This is a genomic window from Snuella sedimenti, from assembly GCF_016428595.1.
Classification (GTDB): Bacteria; Bacteroidota; Bacteroidia; order Flavobacteriales; family Flavobacteriaceae; genus Snuella; species Snuella sedimenti.
In genome coordinates, this window is the sequence record NZ_JAELVQ010000014.1 from 62,255 (window position 1) to 84,539 (window position 22,285).

Consider the following 22,285-nt stretch of genomic DNA (forward strand, 5'->3'; position numbering starts at 1 on the left):
TAAAAGTATTCTTCTAACTTCTAACTTATTTATAACTTCTAGGCCCTAAAAAGTTGGCACTCGTCGTTTCAATAAGTTCATTATTTTCGTAAACGCCTATCTTTATTTTATTTCTATCACCCGAAAGGGCGGCATTATTAATTTCAATAAATAAGGTGCCTTTGGCTATCCCTTGTTTGGGTACTATAAAATTGTCTTTAGTCGCTACTAACTTTAAAGAGCCTTTATGGGATAACAATTTTAAGCTAACATTGGTAATGTCTTTTGTGGTTTTGTTTACCAGTTTATAAGTAAACACATTACTAATAATGTTATTTTCCTTATGCTCGTATAGCTGCCCTGGCAGTCTTAAAACAGTAGCCTCAACATCGTTTCGCAAAAAGAGCATCCCTATTAAAAGTCCTGTTAATATGGTTAGTACAGCAATATAACCTTTAAGCCTGGCCGTTAGCTTAAAAGGTGCTTTCTTCTCAATATTATCTTCACTTGCATAGCGAATTAAACCTTTAGGAAGGTTGATGCTTTCCATAATATGGTCACATTCATCTATACAAGCTGTACAGTTTACACATTCTAATTGTGTGCCATTTCTAATATCTATACCTGTGGGACATACATTTACACATTGAAAACAATCAATACAATCGCCATGACCTAGGGCTTTTCGGTCTTCATTTTTGCGGAATTTCTTTCTACCACTATCACCTTCACCACGCTTATGGTCGTAAGCCACTACAATAGATTTATTGTCTAGAAGTACGCCCTGTAAACGTCCATATGGACAGGCAATAATGCACACTTGTTCTCTAAACCAAGCGAATATAAAGTAGAACACCGCTGTAAAAATAAGTAACGAAACAAGGTTGCTTATGTGGCTTAAAGGGCCGTCTGCTATATATTCAAAAAGTTTATCACTACCTATTAAGTAAGCCAAAAATACGTTGGCAATTAAAAAGGAGATAAGCGCAAAAATGAAAAATTTGAAGCCCTTTTTTCTTATTTTTTCTGCATTCCAAGGTTGCTTTGCTAAGCGTATTTGTTTTCCTCTGTCTCCTTCAATCCAGTATTCAATACGTCTGAATACCATCTCCATAAAAATGGTTTGGGGACAAATCCAACCACAAAAAATTCTGCCAAAAGCTACTGTAAAGAGCGTGATAAAGACGACACCTATGAGCATGGATATAACAAATAAGTGAAAGTCTTGTGGCCAAAATGGAAAACCAAAAATATTAAAACGACGCTCCAGAACATTGAACATCAAAAATTGGTTTCCATTAATCTTTATAAAAGGTGAAAAAATAAAGAAAGCCAACAACCCATAGCTCACCCATTTTCTATAATTATAGAAGGCACCACTAGGCTTTTTTGGAAACACCCAAGCGCGTTTACCTTCTTCGGTAACCGTGCTAATTGAATCTCTAAATATTTCGTTTTCGGGTGTTTTCAAAAAAGTAATGCTTTTATGCTTAAAAATTATTTATTCTTGTGTCTCTGCTTCCCAGATATCACCTTCCGGTGCTTTTGGGTTTGCCGGTGTAGTTCCTTGAAAACTTAACACATAACTAGCAACTTGTGCCATTTCTATGGGTTTTAACTGTTGTTTCCATGCAATCATCCCTTTTCCAGAACGTCCTCCTTCGGAAATAGTTTTAAATACATTTTTTATACCACCTCCTAAAATCCAATACGTATCGGTTAGATTAGGACCAATACCACCGCCACCATCGGCCATATGACAGGCTACACAATTTGTTTCAAAAACCGTTTTTCCAGCGCTGAGATCTGATGCATCTGTTAGTAGGGTTACTGTATTAACATCTACCAAGTCTTTTGCTGTTTTTTTATAGGCTTCAATAGCCGTTCTAGCTTCGGCCAATTCGGTTTCTAATTCATCGATCTGCGTAGGTCCATTAAATACATGGTATCTTAGTAAATACACAACTGAAAAAATGATGGAAATATAAAAGGCATATAGCCACCAAGGAGGTAAGTTGTTATCTAACTCTTTTATACCATCATAATTGTGATCCAATATTATTTCACCTTCCTCTTCAATTGGTTTTTGGCCCAATAGTTTGATATAGGTGTTTTTTAACCACATAAATTGATACGTCTTGTTTCTATCTTCAAGAAAACGTGCTTTGGCTTCATCATCCAATTTTTGAAGCATTACATTTTCTAAGGCGCTTATAATAGCTTCTATCGCAATTATTATTAATAGTACCAACAAAAGGAATCCCAAAACGATAGGGTACTCAACAAAGGCTGGTTTATCTCCGGAGTCTATGAAATATTCCGTTAGTCCGAATATGAAGAAGAATATAACAGGTACTCTTACCCAAGAAGGAATTAAATGTCTCATAATATAGTATCGTTTTGGTTGTCTAATGGTAAGTTACTAACAGTTTTTATATAGTCCTTTTTTGCGGTAAACACCCACCAAAAAAGCACTACGAAAAATGTAAAGAAGATGAGTAAGGAAATGATCGGGTAGATTTCAACTCCTATGATGCTCTCCATATGGTTTTTTACAAATTTTAACATGATTACAAATTTTAATGGTTATTGCTGCGCTGTTTCAACTTTAATATCGGTCCCCAAACGTTGCAAATAGGCTATCAAGGCAACAATTTCCCTGTTTTTCATTTCAACAAAATCTTCACCGTTTTCAGTAGCATATTTTTTGTCTGCTGCATAAGTATTAGCAAAATCAGGATCACTATGCAGGTTTTCTTCAATTTGCGCTCCCTGTTCTAGCATACTAGCCTGTGCATTAGCAATATCCTCTTCGGTATATGGTACGCCCAAAGTAACCATAGCTTCCATTTTTGCTTCTGTTTGTGATTTGTCCAATTTACTACTGCTACCAGTTATTAGCCAAGGATAACGCGGCATGATAGATCCGGAAGAGGTACTTTGCGGATCGTACATATGGTTAAAGTGCCAGTTATCGGAATACTTTCCGCCCAGTCGATGTAAATCTGGTCCGGTACGTTTGCTACCCCATAGAAATGGATGGTCGTAAACAAACTCACCTGCCTTAGAGTATTCACCATAACGTTCTACTTCACTTCTAAATGGGCGTATCATTTGCGAGTGACAGCCAACACAACCTTCACGAATGTAAATATCACGTCCTTCTAATTCCAATGGCGTATAAGGTTTAACACTTGCTATTGTTGGAACGTTAGATTTCACCATAATAGTTGGAACAATTTGAACAATACCACCGATAAGAATTGCTATAGTGGCACCAATAGTTAATTGGATGGGTCTACGCTCTAACCAGGTATGCCAACCTTCACCAGAAGTACGTTTTTTGGTCACGCGTTCTAAAGCAGGGGCTTCGGCAAGCTCATTTTCAACTTTACTGCCCTGTTTTATTGTTACAATTACATTGTATACCATAATAAGCATACCCGTAATAAATAAAGTTCCTCCTATAGCACGCATCCAATACATTGGGATGATTTCGGTTACGGTTTCCAAAAAGTTACCGTAAGTTAGAGTCCCATCCGGATTAAATTGTTTCCACATACTCGCTTGTGTAAAGCCTGCCACGTACATTGGTAGGGCATACATAATGATACCTAATGTCCCGATCCAAAAATGCAGGGTCGCTAATGCTGTAGAGAATAATTTTGTTTTAAACAATCGCGGTATTAACCAATAAATCATACCAAAGGTTAGGAAACCGTTCCATGCCAAAGCACCAACGTGTACGTGCGCAATAATCCAGTCGGTAAAATGCGCTATGGCATTCACGTTTTTAAGTGATAGAGTAGGTCCTTCAAAAGTTGCCATACCATACCCGGTAATGGCTACTACCATAAATTTAAGAACAGGATCGGTACGTACTTTGTCCCAGGCACCCCGTAATGTTAATAGTCCGTTAATCATGCCTCCCCAAGATGGCATTAATAACATTACAGAGAACGCTACACCTAAATTTTGTGCCCATTCTGGTAGTGCGGTATATAATAAGTGGTGTGGTCCGGCCCAGATGTATATAAAGATTAAAGACCAAAAATGTACAATAGACAAACGGTATGAATATACGGGCCTGTTAGCTGCTTTAGGTACAAAATAGTACATTAATCCCAAAAACGGTGTTGTAAGGAAGAATGCTACAGCATTATGTCCATACCACCATTGTACAAGCGCATCTTGAACACCTGCATAAACGGAATAACTTTTTAAAGCACTTACTGGTAATTCCAAACTATTAAATATATGAAGTACGGCAACCGTAACAAAAGTTGCGATATAAAACCAAATGGCAACATACAAATGGCGTTGTCTTCTTTTTAAAATAGTTCCTATTAAGTTCCAACCAAAAACGACCCACACAACCGCAATGGCTATATCGAATGGCCATTCCAATTCGGCATATTCTTTAGAACTTGTATAGCCAAGTGGTAAGGTTATGGCGGCTCCAACTATAATAAGTTGCCATCCCCAAAAGTTTATTTTACTAAGTAAATCGCTAAACATTCTGGCTTTAAGTAAGCGCTGGGTCGAGTAGTAGACACCAGCAAAAATGGCATTTCCCACGAAGGCAAAAATAACAGCGTTGGTATGTAGGGGTCTTAACCTACCAAAACTTAGCCATGAAATACCGTCGGTAAGATTTGGGAATAAAAACATAAAGGCCAATAGTAGCCCTACCAACATCCCCACAACACCCCATAGCATCGTAGCATAGATGAAATTTTTAACGATTTTGTTATCGTAATGAAATTGTTGCATTTCCATAATTAAACTATTATTGTTTTTTGGTTAGAATTGATTTATCGGATTTGTCTTTTATGAGTTCGTCCTCGAACAACATGCGTACAGAAGGTGTATAGCTATCATCATACTGCCCTTTTTTAACAGCCATAATGAAGGCTATAAAAAAGACAATAGCAACAATAATACTTATTGCCAGTAAAACATAAATAACACTCATACCTACCTGAAGTTACGGTTCAAAATTACAGCTATGTCGGTTTTTAAAACATGACAAAAATCATGTTTACCTGATTCGTTTAAATTATTTGTCATTATTTGTTTCTAATAAGCTTGATTAGTTTAGTTTGCGCCCCAAAAGATTAGTTGTTATTGTTGTAAATACAACAATACTAATGGAACTTAAAGGCATAAGTATTGCAGCTACTACTGGGGATAACTGTCCAGTAACAGCGAAACACAAGCCAATAACATTATATATAAATGATAATACGAAACTCCATTTAATAATCTTTATAGCCGATTTGGACACATTTATATAGTTGTATATTTGATTGAATTTTGATGCATCTAAAATAGCATCACAAGCAGGCGAAAACACATTCACGTTTTCCGATATCGCTATGCCTACATTACTTTGAGCTAAAGCTCCTGCATCATTTAATCCGTCACCCACCATCATGACATTGGCGCCTTCTCCTTGATGATGCTTAATATATTCTAACTTATCTTCTGGCTTCTGATTAAAAAGTAGTTTTGTTTTAGTTGGAAGGAGTTTTGTTAGATTGGTCTTTTCACCTTCATTATCGCCAGAAATAATAGCCAAGTCATACTCTTTATTTAGGGTATTAAACAACTGTGAAAGTCCTTTTCGATAGGCATTATAAAAAGTGAATTTTCCTTTGTAATGCTTATTTGTACTAATATGAACCGTAGTGTTAAGGGTAGATGTTTCGGTGGTACACCCAACAAAATCACCAGATCCAACCTTTATTTGTTGGTTATTATATTGCGCCTCAATACCCTTTCCAATAGACTCTTCATAGGTATCAAGCGGTACAATGTTGTGTTCACTTAATAAGTTGTATAAAGACCGACTTAGTGGATGGTTAGAACCCCTAAGTGTACTTTTTAGTAAAGCAGCTTCTTCTAAGGAAAGTTCAATGCCTTCGTAGTTTATAGTGCTTTCTTTATTGGCAGTTATGGTGCCTGTTTTATCGAAAATTATTGTATCGATTTTTGATAGTTGTTCAATGACACTTGCATTTTTAAGGTAGAATTTCTTCTTTCCCAAAATACGTAGTATGTTGCCAAAAGTAAAAGGGGCAGCAAGTGCAATGGCACAGGGACAAGCAATTATTAACACCGATGTAAATACGTTTAAAGCCTTGCTATTATCTGTAAACAGCCAAAAGGTTGTTGCTATGCATGCTATACTTAGAATAGCAATAGTAAAATGTTTACTAATACGATTGGTTAGGTTTGTAAAGGCTGCTTGCTTGTCTGTTTTAAAGACTTCGTTACTCCAAAGTTGTGTTAGGTAGCTTTGCTCAACAGATTTTAAGGCATCTACTTCAATACTGCCATCTAATTGTTTACCCCCTGCAAATAATTTGTCGCCGGACTGTTTTGAAACGGTTTTAGATTCTCCCGTAACAAAACTATAATCTATTCGTGCCGACCCCTTTATAAGCACACAATCTACAGGAATTAATTCTTCGTTTCTAATGAGTAAGCGATCTCCTTTTTTAATATCGTATACTTGAATGGCACTTTCAGATCCTACATCTGTTATTTTGGTAATACCTATTGGAAAATACGATTTGTAATCGCGCTCAAAGGATAAGAAAGCATATGTTTTTTGTTGGAAGAACTTGCCTAATAACAAGAAAAAAATAAGACCTGTTAAACTATCAAAAAAGCCTGAGCCTATATCAAAAGCAATTTCCAATGTACTTCGCAAAAACAAAACAACAACCCCTAGTGCAATAGGAACATCAATGTTCAGTATCTTAGAACGCAGTCCTTTATAGGCAGAAATAAAATAATCTTGACTAGAGTAGAACACCACTGGAAGGGAAAAGGCAAACATAAGCCACCTAAACAAATGCTTATACTGTTCGAGCCAAAATTCACCAGTCCCAGTTTTATTTGAAAATAGATCAAAATATTCTGGAAAGGATAAAAACATGACATTGCCAAAGGCAAATCCGGCTATACCTAATTTATATATAAGGGAACGGTTCGTCTGTTTTTTTCCAATACTGTAATCATCTAAACTAATAAAGGGTTCATAGCCTATGCTACTCAATAAGGTAACTAATTCCTTTGCTGTAAGCAATTTATAATTATAAGTAACCCTTACCGTCTTTTTTCCAAAATTTACAATAGACGAATTGATTGCTGCGTTTAATTTGTTTAAATTTTCTAAAATCCAAATGCATGAACTGCAATGGATGTGTGGAATGTACAACGAAACTATTTGAACGCTTTCATCATTAAACTCCAGCAATTTGTCCAATATTTTAGGGTTTTCTAAAAAGTTATACTTCCCTTCAATATCTTTTGGAGTAGCTCCAGGAGCTTGTTGTAAATCGTAATAACAAGTTAAATCGTTTACAGAAAAAATTTCGTAAACAGTCTTACAACCATTGCAACAGAATGGTTTATCATCGTATGTGATATTAGAAAGTGTTGCATCTAAACCACAGTGGAAACATGTGCTATGTTCCATAATATTTGCTCATTTATACCTGGTGCAAAGGTTGAAAGTTATTCATGATTTAAATATGATATTTGTCATGTTTTAATTATTTTTACAGCACTTACAAAAAAGTATTATGGGCAAGTGTGAGCAATGTATTATTAAGCAATTTAATTCTCTTAAGTCCTTGACTACAGATGAATTGATGCGTATTTCTAAATGTAAAACATCTAGGATTATTAAGAAAGGAGAAGTCATTTTTGAAGAAGGTGAATCCATAAATGGCGTTTACTGTGTTAAGGATGGTATTTGTAAGCTTTCTAAATTAAGTGAAAATGGTAAAGACCAAATTGTAAAGATGGTTGTTAAGGGGCAGTTGTTGGGACAACGATCACTAATTAATGGTGAAAGCTCTAATTTACAAGCAACAGCATTAAATGACATGGAGGTCTGTTTTATACCAAGGAGTGAGATTATTAAGGACTTACAAAGTAATCCAAAATTCTCATTTGATGTATTACAAGATATGGCAAAAGATCTAAAGGAGGCCGACGATGTTATTGTAAATATGGCTCAAAAATCGGTACGCCAACGATTGGCCGAATCTTTAATTTACATTCATGATACGTTTGGTACCAATCCTGATGGCACTTTAAGTATTTTACTATCCCGAGAGGATTTTGCAAATATAGTTGGTACAGCAACTGAATCGGCTATTCGTGTATTATCCCAGTTTAAAAAGGATGGTCTGATAACTACTATTGGAAAGCAAATTAAGATTGAAAACATTGAAGGCTTAAGGCGCGTAGAGTAGTAGTACAGTTGAGTGACTTCGATATATAATGATCGAATAAGCGAGAGGCTATCTAAAAAAAATATTTTAAGATAGCCTCTCTTATTATTTTTAAAAATGGTTAAAGATCTTCACCTCCTTAAACGGGTTTGTCTTTAATGCCTCCATACTACTTCTGTATGATTTCCATTCCGTGTCAAAAAATGTATTGGTCTTCTTTAATGCTTCATTTAGGGCATGTTTGGCATGATCTATCAAAGCTTCTTCTGTTGAAGTCAATCCGTTAGGTCTCGATCTCACATAACTGCTTGCTGTATTTAAACGTTTGTTAACATGTGGTTCTGAATTACGCGTAATACCCTGTCTTTTATCTTCTTTACCTAGGAAAATATCTATTAGTTCATCGATTTGTTTAATAATGTCTTTTGATAGTTTAATACCTTCTTTGAAGGTTTCTTTATCCAAGTCATTTAAATCTGATTGGTGTTTTTTTGCGATTTGCTTACTTTCGTTTAATTGCGTTACGGCATCGGCCATTGTTTGCTGCATGGATTCAATCTCCTTTAACGTGTTGTAAATTGCATCTATTGCCGTTTTTGACTTGTTTAGTCGCGGATCATTTTTTACCGTAATAAATGTTTCGGCGGTTTGGTCTCCAAAGTTTAAGACCAACTTATAAGAGCCTGGTTTTACTCTAAGACCACCTCCTGGTTCGCTGTTATTCTTGCGGATAGTTCGTGAGGCACGATCAACCCCTTTTTCATTCAAATACCATGTCCATTTATGAAAACCGGTCTCTTTGGGTGCTTTCTGTTTCAATGTTCTTATCAAACGATCTCCATCGTAAATTTTCATGTAAAGCGAATCCCATTTGATACCATCTAATTCCTTATCGGCATTGGTATTCTCCTCCTCATCTTCATCATTGTTAGTGTCGGGTTTGCTATTTTTTTCTACACTAATAAAATATGAAATCCTAGCACCTTGACCTCTGTTTTCTCCATTAAACATTGCATCGGCTCCAAAGCGACTTCCTGTTGGTTGTTGGTAGGCAGCTAAATATGCTGTTGGCGGTTCGAACAGAGTTAATTTTTTAGTAAGTATTTGTGAGTTTTTAGCTAACGCACGTAATGGCCGAATATCGTCCAGAATCCATGCTGCACGACCAAAGGTTCCTATTATTAAATCGTGCTCTCTAGGGTGAATTACCAAATCTTTAACCGAAACTGTTGGAAAGCCCTCTGTCCATTTCGTCCATTTGTTCCCCGCGTCAAGCGATAGATATAAACCATCGTCTGTTCCTAAGAACAAAAGATTAGGTTCTTCAATATCCTCTACAATGCATAGAGCGTAATTTTTTACATCATTTTCGTCTACAATACGTTGCCAAGTTTTTCCATAATTTTTAGTTCTGTACACATATGGTGTGTAGTTAAAGCGTCTATAATCATTGGCAATTAGTAAAGCTTCTCCTTTGTTTTTATTGGAAGCTTTTATCTGTGGAATCCAACTACCAGCAGGTAGACCTTTAATGTTTTTGGTAACATCTGTCCAAGAGGCACCTCCATTTTGGGTAATGTGGACACGGCCATCATCCGTACCTACCCAAATCATATCTCTTTCGACGGGTGAGGGCTCAATAACCAAGATTGTACAGTGGTTTTCTGCACCAGTAGCATCGAGAGTTAAACCACCACTTTCATCTTGTTTTTGTTTTTCGGGATCATTAGTAGTCAGGTCTTCAGAAATAAGAGACCATGTTAAACCTTTATCGGGTGATTTATGTACAAACTGACTTCCAAAATAAAGTGTACTACTATCGAAAGGATCAATATTTATAGCCGAATTCCAGTTAAATCGTAGTTTAACATCTGGGTTTGGATGTGTTGGTTTTACGGTGTAGTTATTGCCAGTTTCTGAATCGTAGCGATTTACAGAACCTTGCTGACTCATAGACCATCCAAAACGTGTATCTTCATTATCGGGAACAACATCAAAACCATCACCAAATGATATTTCTTGCCAGTAGGAATTACGAATTCCCTGATCGCGCCATACGTAAGCCGGCCCCTTCCAGGAGCCATTATCTTGCATGCCACCATATACATTATAAGGAATGTCGTTATCTACATTTATATGATAAAATTGAGCAACAGGTAAGTTTCCTATAAAGCGCCATGTTTTGCCTCCGTCTTTGGTTATATTCATACCACCGTCGTTACCATCTATCATAAAATCCCCATTTTTCGGATGTATCCACCATGCATGATGATCGGGGTGGACACCATTGCTTGTTCCGTATGCAGGCATGAGTTGTGAGAAGCTCTTACCGCCATCTTCACTAACATTTATATAGGTAAATACCGAATAGACCCTGTTTTCATTTTGGGGGTCTACATATATTTCTGAATAATAGAACGGCCGATTACCTATATCTGATTTATCGTTAACTTTTTTCCATTTAAAACCTCCATCTACACTTTTGTACAATGCATTCTTTTTAGCTTCGATTAGCGCATAAACAATGTTGGGTTTATTGGCTGCTATTGCAACACCTATGCGCCCCAAATCACCTTTTGGCAAACCATCCTCTTCGGTTAATTTTTTCCATGTGTTTCCACCATCATGGGTTATATGAAGCCCAGATCCTTTACCACCCGATTTAAAAAACCAAGGATCACGTTTGTGTTCCCACATAGCTGCAATTAGCTTGTTAGGGTTTGTCGGATCCATAACAAGGTCGGCAGCACCGGTTTTGTTATTAGTAAATAATATTTGCTCCCATGTTTTACCGCCGTTGGTTGTTTTAAAAATACCACGTTCTTTATGCTCTCCCCAAGGAGAACCAATTGCGGCGACATATATAACATTGGGGTTAGACGGGTCTATAATAACCCTGTGAATATGCCTTGTCTTTTCTAAGCCCATGAGATCCCAGCTTTTACCGCCGTCTAACGAGCGGTAAATACCATAGCCTCCGTTTAAGCTATTGCGCGGATTTCCTTCGCCGGTACCTACCCATATAACACTAGGATTGGATTGCTGAATGGCAACAGCACCAATAGATGCTGTTACTTCCTTTTCAAATATAGGATCCCACTTTATACCTCCGGAAGTCGATTTCCATAAACCACCCGATGCCGTTCCAACATACATAATATCTGGATTGGAATGTACAACATCAATAGCCGTAACGCGTCCCGACATACCTCCGGGACCAATGCTCCGGGGGTGATAGTTTTTTAGTAGATCCATTGTAAATTCTTGTGCCGAAAGTAGTGTAATGCACAATAACATTATAGAGGTAAAAATATTCTTCACTCGTTTAAATTTTAATTAGTTTTCGGAACTAAATTTATGCAAAAGTTGCTAGGAGAGTCTTAAAAGTATGTTAAGAAGTATTTTGCGGTTATCCTCTTGATTTAATATTATTGGTACATAATTGAATAATTTCAGTAATTCGCTTTAATCGGGTCGTATCCCGCTTGGCCTGACTCAACCAATAGAGGTAACTTTTTTTATAAGACGGGGCAAAGTTATTATAGTTTGAAAATGCTTGAGGGTTTTTATTAAATGCTGCTTTCAAATCTTTGGGAATGATGCCTTTTTCAATAGCGTCAAGAGCAACCCAACTACCATTTTGTTTAGCAGTTTCAATAACCTTAAGACCACTTTCATGCATTAAATTGTTGTCTGTGAGTTCTTTAATATACTTTTTGTTTAGTGCACTCCAAACACTTTTGGGTTTTCTGGGGGTAAAATACTGACGCCGTTTGCCATTACCCAAACTTTTTACCGTGGAATCTATCCATCCGTAACATAAAGCGACCTTAACTGCATCTTCCCAACGCATGGATTCCTTATCGTGGTCTACCTTGTAGAAGATTAAATATACGGCTTTATAAGTATTATGGTTATCGTGTAACCAAGTTCGCCATTGCGTAGCTGTTTTAAAATAGAACTCAGGAATTTCCAAGGTATTAAATAGGATTAACATTAACATAAAAATTGCGGTCTACTTCTAAACTTTCTAATTTCGAGTCTAAAGTTATTGTTGACCAATTAGATGTGGGGGACAACCAAAGTTCTTTATTGTTTATGGAGACTTGAACGGGCATGTTTAAATCACTTACGGTGTTTGTCCATCGGTATTTTAGTATTTTGTTATTTACCGAATACTCTAAAGTTGGAATTTTCACAGTTCTCAAATATTGATCAAAAAATGCCGTTAGATCGATACCACTTTTTTCGATTATAAAATTTTCTATTTGTTTGGTGGTAACCGTTTGATGGTAAAAGGTTTTGTTCATGCCACGTAAAATAGAACGCCATTTTTCGTCATCATTAATAAGTTGGCGCAGTGTGTGTAACATATTGGCACCTTTGTAATACATGTCGCCAGAACCTTCATTGTTTACATTGTATTTTCCTATAAGTGGGCGGTCATTTTGAATAAGTTTACGTGTCCCAATAACATAATCGGCCGAAGCTTGTTTGCCGTAGTAATAATCCAAAAATAAACTTTCGGAATAGGCCGTGAAGCTTTCATGAATCCACATGTCGGCTATATCTTTATTGGTTATATTGTTTGCAAACCATTCGTGACCTGCTTCATGAATGATAATAAAATCAAATTTAAGTCCCCATCCGGTACCTGATAAATCTCTTCCGAGGTAGCCCTTTTTATATTGGTTGCCATAAGTTACACTACTTTGGTGTTCCATACCCAAATAGGGTACTTCTACTAATTTAAAGCCGTCTTCATAAAATGGATACGGTCCAAACCAGTGTTCAAAAGCCTTCATCATTTTAGGGGCATCTTTAAAGTGCTCTTTTGCCTTTTCCAGATTGTCCTTTAATACGTAATAGTCTAGATCCAAGACGCCTTTTTCACCATTGTATTTTTCGGAGAAATGCACATAATCGCCAATATTTACATTTACACCATAGTTGTTAATGGGGTTGGCAACAAACCAATCATATGTTGTGGTTGTTTGCTGTTCTGTTTTGTTCAGCAAACGTCCGTTAGAGACATCCATTAATCCTTTGGGAACCGTAACACTAATGCGCATACTATCTACTTCATCGTACATATGATCCTTATTTGGCCACCAAACACTGGCTCCAAGGCCTTGGCAAGAAGTGGCTACAAACGGATTCCCTTTGTTATCCCTTTTCCATGAAAAGCCACCGTCCCAAGGAGCACGAACCGCTTCTTTAGGCAGGCCTTCATAGAATACTTCCAGATTATTAATTACATCAACAGTTTGTACTTTATTGAGGGATATAAAATGTGCATTGCCATCATGTTTAACCCTTAAATCGGCACCGTCCTGAATCACTTTAGTTATTTTTAAAGGCGGTTGTAAATCAATTTGCAAAACCGAATAGGGTTTTAATACTTTATACGTAATGGTATTTTTTCCTTTTATAAATTTAGTTTCAGGATCCACCGAAACCTCTAAGTGATAATACGTTAAATCCCACCAGGAACGTTCGGGTGTTATAGAACCTCTTAAGGTGTCCTGTCTGGTAAAGTTTTCTTTTTCAGACATTAAACCCTGCGCTTGAATAATAACAGGAAAGAATAATAAGAATAATAAGAACTTGGGATTACAATTCATTAGTTTAATTTTTGCCTAATTTAAGCAAAAGGTTGTTAATGGATTGTTAGAGGCTGGTTAAATTTCATCTTTCGGTTTTCAATCCCTAATTATTTTATTTGGAAAAGCAACAATACTTTCATAACCGTTTTCACCAACAGATGCAATACCAAAATAGTAATTATCAATAACGATACCCTTTAAGGTAAATTCAGAAACATCTCCAACATACCTACTATGTTCCCAAATTGGGGAAGTGGTATCCCGCCAATAGATTTTGTAACCTTTGGCTCCTGTTACTTTATTCCACTTTAATTTTACAGAAGGCTCTACAATACCACCAATCGCTACCTGCTTAGGAGCAGGAGGTGAAGCAGCGAGACTCGCCAAGTTAATTGCATTGACAGCTGTTAACTTTTTTGCGTAGTTAAAATTAACATGCTCAATAACATCACCGTATTTAACACCATTTTCTTCTCGAATGTCCTGATGTTGTTGTGTGTAATTTTCATGGGCTTCCATAATACGAATGCCAGCATACCCCAGGTCGTTAAACGGTTTATGGTGTCCGCCACGACCAAAGCGATCTAAACGATAGATGAGCATCGGGTTCATTTCTGGCATAAACGTTTTTACTGTTTTATGAACATAACGAGCTAGTTGTCTGGAAATACCATCTACTTCACCACCATAATAGCGTCTGCTTTGCCTTTCACGTTCAGTTTCGGTGGGAGGGGTTGCTTCAGAAAAAATTCTAAAGCTTCTATTGTCTATAACACCGTCAACCCCTTTTATGTTTCCAATCATATCATTATTGAGGACACCAATTATCTCCCATTGATTCTCTTGTGCATACTTTGCTAGTCCGGCTCCCCCAAACAGACCTTGTTCTTCACCCGACAGGCCTACATAAACAATACTGCTTTCAAAGGTGTATTGGCTTAAAACTCTGGCAGTTTCAATGGTTCCCGCCATACCGGAGGCGTTATCGTTAGCACCGGGAGCATCAGTTGTGAAATCCATGGTATCACTGGCTCTGGAGTCTATATCACCACTCATAATAATGTAGCGATTGGGATATTTGGTTCCTCGCTGTATAGCTACTACATTAACAACCCAAGCATCATGAGGGACTCTGCTATTACCTGCTTTTGTTACAAAATCCTTTTGGTAAAAGACATCCAAACAGTTATTACATGAATTTGAAATAGTTTCGAATTCAGATTTTATCCAACGGCGTGCTGCTCCAATGCCCCTTGTGCTTGAAATGGTATCACTAAAAGTATTCCTTGTTCCAAAATTAACAAGGGTTTGGATATCTTTTTCAATACGTTTCGCAGAAACAGATTCAATGATATCGTAAATCTGCTGGTGATTCTGTGCATTGATAAATATGCTTGGTATAGCCAATAAAATTATAAACAGATGCTTCATCCTAATCTTTTTTGTAATTAAATTTTATGATTTCTACCGATCCATCCTTTTGTTTTATATCTACGTAAACATTCATTTCTTTGTCACCTATTTTTTCAAAACTCATACCTTCAAACAGGACTTTGGTCGGTGTAATTTCTTTAAGAGGGAAGTCTACCGTTTCATCCTTGGTTTCCCAGCCTTTAAGGTCATTTCCAAAATGTTTTAATTGAAGTATTAAGGTGTTATTTACCTCGCGTATTATTTCAATTTCATAGAAGGATACCTTGTTGTTGTTGATTAGTTTAAAGCAAGCCATCATAGAACCTCCTGAAGGTTCGCTCCAATTTTCTTCGACAATACCACCAAATGCAGCCCCTTTCCAGTTACCTGCTATCCAAGAAATATTTTCGAGTTTAGGTTCCAGCTTTTGAGATAATTGAGCAAATAAGCTTGCAGGTAAGCAGATAAGGGTGAAAATGAATAAGAGTGTTTTCATCTGTTTAAATTTTATTGTTTTTCATAGATTAGATGTAATTATTCACATCGTTAATAATTGTTTTTCAAAGGTGTTCGTGAATCTTCGATTTCGCCAATAATCATTTAACTCCACTTTTATTTTTTTATGGAGTCGTTGAACCTTCGGTTTCGGTGGGTATCAAGATTTGTTATGGCTCATTTCATCTGTTTAAAATTTTATAGTTTTCTGAAAATGAAGAAACTAAAAATTTCTGCACATTCAGGAATTCGCATAAAAAAATTAATCATGTTGGTGGGTATGCAATGATGAAATTTGTTTATGCTCATTTCATACGTTTAAATTTTGATAATTCATTGATTTTATATTAATTATAAAATTGAGAACGTATGCAATCGCTACGCTCTCACATTAAAAATTTTAAACATTCCCTTTTGTGAAAAAATGCTTAAATTTTGTTAATGCTCGTTTCATGTGCTTAAGATTTTTAGAATAAGCTGTAAAAAATTAATTCCTGTAAATACCTCGTGATCTTACACAGAGGCAGTTTACTAAGTTAGTGAAAATAAAAAACGCCTCATTTTAATTTGAGGCGTTTCTACATTTGCTAGTCACAAATTGTTTAGAATTAGTCACATTAAAAACAATATTTATTTTCGATTTTTAATTTTTCAGCTATGGCCAATCTTAAATCAACAATATCAGGGTAATTAGTATATTTGGTAAAACGTTTTAACCCCATAAGCATCATACGTTGTTCGTCGCCTTCTGCAAAAGAAATAATGCTTTCTTTTCCGTTTTTCTCAACGATACTTACAGCATGATACAAGTAGAGTTTAGCCATAGCAATTTGAATGGCTTGCGCTGCTTCACCAAAGCGTTTTACGTTTTTTTCTGTTCTTAATATTGCCGATTCGGCCATATAGATCTCTATTAATATATCGGAAGCAGCTATGAGTAATTGCTGATGCTCCTCCAGATCAGGTCCAAATTTTTGTACAGCTGCTCCTGCAACCATTAAAAAAACCTTTTTAAGTTTGGCTATCATGGCTTTCTCTTCAGAAAATAGCTCTGAATAGTCAGGCGTTTCGAATGATGGTATTCCCATTAGTTCTTCTTGAACCTTCATGGCTGGCGTTAATAGATCCACATGCCCTTTCATTGCTTTTTTCACTAGCATACCAACACATAACATGCGGTTTATTTCATTGGTTCCTTCATATATACGCGTAATACGGGCATCTCTCCAAGCAGCTTCCATGGGGGTATCTTCAGAGAAGCCCATACCTCCAAAAATTTGAATACCTTCATCGGAGCAATTCTGGATATCTTCAGAAACGGCAACTTTTAGGATGGAGCATTCTATAGCATATTCTTCTACACCTTTTAATTCGGCTTCCTGGTGGCTGTTACCAGCAGCTATGCGCAAGGCAATACGATCCTCAATATTCTTGGCGGCTCTGTACGTTGCAGACTCAGATACATAGGCATTGGTTGCCATTTCTGACAATTTGATCTTAATGGCTCCAAAGTCTATGATAGGGGTCTTAAATTGCTTACGTTGGTTTGCATACTGAACACTTAATGTAGTAATACGCCTTTGTGAATCTAAACAGGCTGCTGCTAATTTTATTCGTCCTATGTTTAAGGCATTCATCGCTATTTTAAAACCATTACCCCGTTCGGATAACATATTTTCAACGGGAACTACTGTATCATTAAAGAATACTTGCCGTGTTGAAGAAGCACGAATTCCCAATTTATGTTCTTCTTCGCCTAGTGTAATTCCATTGCTAGGGTCGTTTTCAACAATAAAACCTGTAATGTTTTTATCGTCTTCAATACGGGCAAATACGATAAATAATTTACAGAATCCTGCATTGGATATCCACATTTTTTGTCCGTTAATTTTATAGGTCTTACCATCATCAGATAGGGTAGCGGTTGTTTTTCCTGAATTAGCATCACTACCTGCTCCTGGTTCTGTTAAACAATAGGCTCCAAACCATTCGCCGGTGGCTAATTTTGGAACATACTTTTGTTTTTGAGCTTCGGTGCCGTACAACGTTATTGGCATGATGCCAATACCTGTATGTGCACCAAACGCCGTGCTAAAAGATCCTGTACCACTGGAAATGTAATCGCATGTAAGTAAGGTTGAAACAAATCCCATTCCTAAACCACCATAAGCTTCGGGCACGCCAACACCCAAAAAGCCTAGTTCTCCGGCTTTTACCATACAAGCTTCAGTAAAAGCATAATCTTTTGCTTCAAAACGCGCTTTATTGGGTATGATCTCACGGTCATTAAACTCCATAACCGCATCTTTCATCATGTTTTGTTCTTCCGAAAAATCTTCTGGAGTAAATACATCATCACAGTTGGTTTCCTTGACCAAAAACTGTCCGCCTCGAAGGATGTTATTTTCTATTGTATTCATATTTAAGTTTATATTTTAGATTTAAGTAGGTGGAGATAAGGTTATAGTTTAATAGAAACGATGGTATTTCACTACACAAAATGTTTTAATTGAGAAATTCAAAAATGCCACAGGCTCCTTGACCAGTACCAACACACATGGTTACAGCACCATATTTCCCCTTCATATTACGCTTACGCATTTCGTCAAATAGTTGCACAGATAATTTAGCGCCCGTACAACCAAGTGGATGTCCTAAAGCAATAGCTCCACCATTTACATTAACAATATTTGGGTTCAAATGAAGTTCTCTAATAACTGCTAGGGATTGAGATGCAAAGGCTTCATTTAACTCTATGAGTTCCAGATCATCCTGTTTTAAACCTGCTTGTTTTAATGCTTTTGGAACTGCTTTTACAGGGCCTATTCCCATAATACGGGGTTCGACACCAGCTGCTGCGTAATTAACTAAACGGGCAATAGGCTCTAGGTTTAAAGTCTTAACCATAGTTTCGCTCATTACCATTACAAAGGCAGCCCCATCACTCATTTGGGAAGAATTCCCAGCGGTAACACTTCCATTGGCCGCAAATACAGGGCGTAATTTAGCTAGTGCCTCTAGACTGGTTCCGGCACGTGGTCCTTCGTCTTTAGTTACTGTATATGTTTTAGTCGCTTTTTTACCTTGATCGTTGATATAGGTTTGTTCTACTTCAATGGGCACGATTTGATCTTTAAATCGATCTTCTGCCTGTGCTCTTAAGGCTTTCATATGTGAATTAAAAGCAAATTCATCTTGATCTTCCCGGGACACGTTAAATTGGTTGGCCACAGCTTCTGCCGTATTTCCCATACCCCAGTAGTAATCTTCATGTCCGGCTTTTACAATATCATAATTTAATTCTGGCTTGAAACCTGTCATTGGAACCGCACTCATGCTTTCGGCTCCACCGGCAATAATACAATCGGCCATCCCCGCTTGAATTTTGGCAGTTGCGATACCAATGGTTTCTATTCCAGAAGAACAAAACCGGTTAACGGTTACACCGGGAACATCGACAGAATTCAATCCCATTAAAGAAATTAAACGTGCCATATTCAAACCTTGTGAGCCCTCGGGCATAGCATTGCCAACGATTACATCGTCGATAAGGGTTGTATCTAAATTAGGCAGTTCCTTCATCATATACTGAATGGTTTCGGCTGCCAATTCATCTGTTCTTTTAAAGCGAAAAACACCTTTAGGAGCTTTCCCTACGGCCGTTCTATATGCTTTGACTATATATGCTTGTTTCATTTTATTTTGAGTATTGAGTATTGGGTATTGAGAAATGAGTATTCATACAATTAACTTTTTTTGTAAGACTTAATTCATTTTTTGTATTTCAATACACAATTCTATAATAGGTTGTACTTTATCTTTATTTATTAGGTTCAATTCAATGACTAATAGTAATTGCGTTTGAAGTTCGTATGCTGAACCATTTGCAACACTCAAAAAGTGTTTGAATTCTTTTCGTGAGTTTCTACCAGATCCTTCAGCTATATTTGAAGGAATTGAGATGGCACTTCTCTTTATTTGAGATGTTAGTCCAAATTTTTCACCCGAGGGTAATTCGGAAATAAGCAGATATACTGCTTTTGCTAAATTTATTGATTTTTGCCATATTTTTAAATCTTCTACTTTATGCATTTCTAACTACTTAATACTAATATCTCAATACTATTAGCAACTTTAGTTGCGAAGGGGTTTTCCTGTTTTTAACATATGCTGGATACGCTCCAAGGTTTTACGTTCTGTACATAGGCTCAAGAAGGCTTCACGTTCTAAATCCAATAGGTATTGTTCGTTTACCAGAGTAGGTTCAGACAAGTCACCACCAGCCATTACATAGGCTAATTTATTGGCAATCTTGTGGTCGTGTTCACTAATATAATTTGCGGCTTCCATGGAGTCGGTTCCTACCAGAAACATTCCTAAAGCTTGTTTCCCGAGCACTTTTATGTCTTTACGCTTTACAGGTTGTGTGTAACCAGCATCGGCCATTAACCTTGCGTGTGCCTTTGCTGTGGCTATCTGACGTCCCTTATTAACAACTACAATGTCTTTACCTGTTTGCAGAACGCCCATATCGAAAGCTTCATATGCAGAGGTCGCTACTTTGGCCATGCCAATGGTTAAGAAATACTCCTGAAGAATATTCAGTTCTACATCGCCTTTTCTAAATAAATCCTGTGCACGCAATGCCATTTCTTTTGAACCACCACCACCTGGAATAACACCAACCCCAAATTCGACCAAACCTATATAGGTTTCGGCTGCTGCAATTACCTTATCGGCATGCATTGAGAGTTCGCAGCCTCCACCTAAGGTCATCCCGTGTGGTGCGGCAATTGTTGGAATGGCAGAGTAGCGCATGCGCATCATGGTGTCCTGGAAGTACTTTATCGCCATATTTAGCTCATCGTACTCCTGTTCTACGGCCATCATGAAAATCATTCCAATGTTGGCGCCAACTGAGAAATTAGCGCCTTGGTTACCAATTATTAATCCCTCAAAATCTTTCTCTGCTAGATCGATTGCTTTATTTATACCGGCAAGTACATCGCCTCCAATGGTATTCATCTTAGATTGGAATTCACAATTTAGGATACCATCGCCCAAATCTTCGATAACGACTTCCGAATTTTTCCAAACTTCGTTAGATTGTCGGATATTATCAAGGATAATAAAGGCATCTTGCCCCGGAATTTTTACTTGCTCTTTACTTTTTATTGTATAACCATAGGTGGCACCATCTTTAACGGAATAAAAGGAAGCATTGCCTGATGCCAACATTTCATGCACCCAGTTTGCAGGCTCCAAGCCCTCATCCTTCATGATTTCAATACCCTTTTCAACACCAATGGCATCCCATATTTGGAAGGGGCCGTGTTCCCATCCAAATCCCGCTTTCATAGCATCATCAATTTTATACCATTCATTGGTTATTTCGGGAACGCGATACGATACGTAGGCAAATAATGCCGCAAAGCTCTTTCTATAAAAAGCACCAGCTTTGTCTTTTCCCGAAATCAATATTTTAAAACGATCGATAACTTTATCAACGGATTTTGTTAGTTCCAAGGTAGCAAACTTTGCTTTTTGTGCACTGCGATATTCTAAGGTGTTAAGATCTAAAGACAGAATTTCTTTTTTGCCATTAGCTACATGCTTTTTATAGAAACCTTGTCCTGTTTTACTTCCTAACCATTTATTATCAATCATGGTATTGATAAAATCAGGTAACTCAAAGAGGGGCAAACTTTCATCATCCTTACAGTTATCAGCTATTCCTTTGGCTACATGTACGAGTGTATCCAGACCAACGACATCTACAGTTCTAAACGTTGCGGATTTAGGTCGGCCTATAACGGGACCTGTAAGCTTATCAACTTCTTCTACGGTTAAATCAAGTTCCTTAACTAAGTGGAACAGGCTCATAATACTGAAAATCCCAATTCTATTACCAATAAATGCAGGGGTATCTTTGGCTATTACAGAGGTTTTTCCTAAAAATTGCTCACCATAATTATTTAGAAACTCCATAACCGAAGCATCTGTTTTTGGTCCCGGGATAATTTCAAACAATTTTAAGTAACGAGCAGGGTTGAAGAAGTGTGTTCCACAGAAATGTTTCTGAAAATCTTCACTACGGCCTTCACTCATAAATTTAATAGGAATACCCGATGTATTGCTGGTAATTAATGTACCAGGGGTTCTATATTGTTCAAGTTTTTCAAAGACTTGTTTTTTAATATCCAAGCGTTCTACAACGACTTCCATTATCCAATCTGCATCGCCAACTTTAGATATGTCATCTTCTAAATTTCCTGTAGCAATATTATTAGCAAACTTTTTATGGTAGATAGGTGAGGGGTTTAACTTTAACGCTGATGCTAACGAATTGTTTACAATGCGATTTCTTACGGTCTTATCATTAAGAGTTAAACCTTTCGCTTGCTCGGCATCGGTTAATTCTTTTGGTATAATATCGAGTAACAGCACTTGCACTCCTATGTTTGCAAAGTGGCATGCTATGCCACTTCCCATTATACCAGAACCTATAATTGCAACTTTTTTTATTCTACGTTTACTCAT

At 37.1% G+C, this 22,285-nt stretch carries 16 protein-coding genes; 1 reads left to right on the top strand and 15 read right to left on the bottom strand.

The window, feature by feature from the left end; genetic code table 11:
• Window positions 1-25: 25 nt before the first annotated feature.
• The 6 genes from ccoG to JF259_RS11465 all read right to left on the bottom strand — a co-directional run bounded on the left by ccoG (window position 26) and on the right by JF259_RS11465 (window position 7,468).
• Window positions 26-1,450, bottom strand: coding sequence for a cytochrome c oxidase accessory protein CcoG (gene ccoG, locus JF259_RS11440; protein ID WP_199115465.1), 1,425 nt, complete (start codon window positions 1,448-1,450; stop codon window positions 26-28).
• 30 nt (window positions 1,451-1,480) lie between these two features.
• Window positions 1,481-2,365 (bottom strand): cbb3-type cytochrome c oxidase N-terminal domain-containing protein, encoded by an 885-nt coding sequence (locus JF259_RS11445; RefSeq protein ID WP_199115466.1) that lies wholly within the window; start codon window positions 2,363-2,365, stop codon window positions 1,481-1,483.
• The gene (locus JF259_RS11450; RefSeq protein WP_199115467.1) at window positions 2,362-2,547 is read right to left on the bottom strand and encodes a CcoQ/FixQ family Cbb3-type cytochrome c oxidase assembly chaperone; all 186 of its coding nucleotides are present in this window, start codon (window positions 2,545-2,547) and stop codon (window positions 2,362-2,364) included. Before JF259_RS11450 ends, JF259_RS11445 begins: the two co-directional genes overlap by 4 nt.
• Before the next feature lie 18 nt (window positions 2,548-2,565).
• The gene (gene ccoN / locus JF259_RS11455; protein ID WP_199115468.1) at window positions 2,566-4,758 is read right to left on the bottom strand and encodes a cytochrome-c oxidase, cbb3-type subunit I; all 2,193 of its coding nucleotides are present in this window, start codon (window positions 4,756-4,758) and stop codon (window positions 2,566-2,568) included.
• Between the two features lie 10 nt (window positions 4,759-4,768).
• On the bottom strand, window positions 4,769-4,954 hold the full coding sequence (ccoS, locus tag JF259_RS11460; RefSeq protein ID WP_199115469.1) for a cbb3-type cytochrome oxidase assembly protein CcoS: 186 nt from the start codon (window positions 4,952-4,954) through the stop codon (window positions 4,769-4,771).
• 117 nt (window positions 4,955-5,071) lie between these two features.
• Complete coding sequence (locus JF259_RS11465; protein ID WP_199115470.1) at window positions 5,072-7,468, bottom strand: heavy metal translocating P-type ATPase; 2,397 nt, start codon at window positions 7,466-7,468, stop codon at window positions 5,072-5,074.
• 106 nt (window positions 7,469-7,574) lie between these two features.
• Here JF259_RS11465 and JF259_RS11470 point away from each other — a divergent pair, with 106 nt between their 5' ends.
• The gene (locus JF259_RS11470) at window positions 7,575-8,252 is read left to right on the top strand and encodes a Crp/Fnr family transcriptional regulator (protein ID WP_199115471.1); all 678 of its coding nucleotides are present in this window, start codon (window positions 7,575-7,577) and stop codon (window positions 8,250-8,252) included.
• A 90-nt stretch (window positions 8,253-8,342) separates the two neighbouring features.
• On the opposite strand, the gene JF259_RS11475 is transcribed toward JF259_RS11470, so the two are convergent.
• From JF259_RS11475 to JF259_RS11515, 9 genes are all read right to left on the bottom strand, one after another.
• Window positions 8,343-11,528, bottom strand: a complete 3,186-nt coding sequence (locus tag JF259_RS11475; protein ID WP_233164242.1) for a VPS10 domain-containing protein — start codon at window positions 11,526-11,528, stop codon at window positions 8,343-8,345.
• 112 nt (window positions 11,529-11,640) lie between these two features.
• Window positions 11,641-12,234 (bottom strand): YdeI/OmpD-associated family protein, encoded by a 594-nt coding sequence (locus JF259_RS11480; protein WP_233164234.1) that lies wholly within the window; start codon window positions 12,232-12,234, stop codon window positions 11,641-11,643.
• Window positions 12,212-13,855: a M1 family metallopeptidase gene (locus JF259_RS11485; RefSeq protein WP_199115472.1), complete on the bottom strand. Its 1,644-nt coding sequence runs from the start codon at window positions 13,853-13,855 to the stop codon at window positions 12,212-12,214. The genes JF259_RS11480 and JF259_RS11485 overlap by 23 nt, the downstream gene beginning before the upstream one ends.
• 78 nt (window positions 13,856-13,933) lie before the next feature.
• On the bottom strand, window positions 13,934-15,268 hold the full coding sequence (locus JF259_RS11490) for a M28 family peptidase (protein ID WP_199115473.1): 1,335 nt from the start codon (window positions 15,266-15,268) through the stop codon (window positions 13,934-13,936).
• Window position 15,269: 1 nt separating this feature from the next.
• Window positions 15,270-15,746, bottom strand: coding sequence for a DUF6265 family protein (locus JF259_RS11495; RefSeq protein ID WP_199115474.1), 477 nt, complete (start codon window positions 15,744-15,746; stop codon window positions 15,270-15,272).
• Between the two features lie 616 nt (window positions 15,747-16,362).
• Window positions 16,363-18,165 carry an acyl-CoA dehydrogenase family protein gene (locus JF259_RS11500; RefSeq protein ID WP_199115475.1) on the bottom strand — a complete coding sequence of 601 codons (1,803 nt, stop codon included), beginning with the start codon at window positions 18,163-18,165 and terminating at the stop codon, window positions 16,363-16,365.
• Window positions 18,166-18,250: 85 nt separating this feature from the next.
• Entirely contained in the window at window positions 18,251-19,441 is a 1,191-nt protein-coding gene (locus JF259_RS11505) for an acetyl-CoA C-acyltransferase (RefSeq protein ID WP_199115476.1), read from the bottom strand.
• A 69-nt stretch (window positions 19,442-19,510) separates the two neighbouring features.
• Window positions 19,511-19,837, bottom strand: coding sequence for a four helix bundle protein (locus JF259_RS11510; protein ID WP_199115477.1), 327 nt, complete (start codon window positions 19,835-19,837; stop codon window positions 19,511-19,513).
• Between the two features lie 42 nt (window positions 19,838-19,879).
• Entirely contained in the window at window positions 19,880-22,285 is a 2,406-nt protein-coding gene (locus JF259_RS11515; protein WP_199115478.1) for a 3-hydroxyacyl-CoA dehydrogenase/enoyl-CoA hydratase family protein, read from the bottom strand.

Coding starts and splice junctions, on each gene's coding strand:
- JF259_RS11445 (WP_199115466.1), bottom strand. CDS start 2,365: ATGAGACATTTAATTCCTTCTTGGGTAAGAGTACCTGTTATATTCTTC.
- JF259_RS11450 (WP_199115467.1), bottom strand. CDS start 2,547: ATGTTAAAATTTGTAAAAAACCATATGGAGAGCATCATAGGAGTTGAA.
- ccoN (WP_199115468.1), bottom strand. CDS start 4,758: ATGGAAATGCAACAATTTCATTACGATAACAAAATCGTTAAAAATTTC.
- ccoS (WP_199115469.1), bottom strand. CDS start 4,954: ATGAGTGTTATTTATGTTTTACTGGCAATAAGTATTATTGTTGCTATT.
- JF259_RS11465 (WP_199115470.1), bottom strand. CDS start 7,468: ATGGAACATAGCACATGTTTCCACTGTGGTTTAGATGCAACACTTTCT.
- JF259_RS11470 (WP_199115471.1), top strand. CDS start 7,575: ATGGGCAAGTGTGAGCAATGTATTATTAAGCAATTTAATTCTCTTAAG.
- JF259_RS11475 (WP_233164242.1), bottom strand. CDS start 11,528: ATGTTATTGTGCATTACACTACTTTCGGCACAAGAATTTACAATGGAT.
- JF259_RS11480 (WP_233164234.1), bottom strand. CDS start 12,234: ATGTTAATGTTAATCCTATTTAATACCTTGGAAATTCCTGAGTTCTAT.
- JF259_RS11485 (WP_199115472.1), bottom strand. CDS start 13,855: ATGAATTGTAATCCCAAGTTCTTATTATTCTTATTATTCTTTCCTGTT.
- JF259_RS11490 (WP_199115473.1), bottom strand. CDS start 15,268: ATGAAGCATCTGTTTATAATTTTATTGGCTATACCAAGCATATTTATC.
- JF259_RS11495 (WP_199115474.1), bottom strand. CDS start 15,746: ATGAAAACACTCTTATTCATTTTCACCCTTATCTGCTTACCTGCAAGC.
- JF259_RS11500 (WP_199115475.1), bottom strand. CDS start 18,165: ATGAATACAATAGAAAATAACATCCTTCGAGGCGGACAGTTTTTGGTC.
- JF259_RS11505 (WP_199115476.1), bottom strand. CDS start 19,441: ATGAAACAAGCATATATAGTCAAAGCATATAGAACGGCCGTAGGGAAA.
- JF259_RS11510 (WP_199115477.1), bottom strand. CDS start 19,837: ATGCATAAAGTAGAAGATTTAAAAATATGGCAAAAATCAATAAATTTA.
- JF259_RS11515 (WP_199115478.1), bottom strand. CDS start 22,285: ATGAGTAAACGTAGAATAAAAAAAGTTGCAATTATAGGTTCTGGTATA.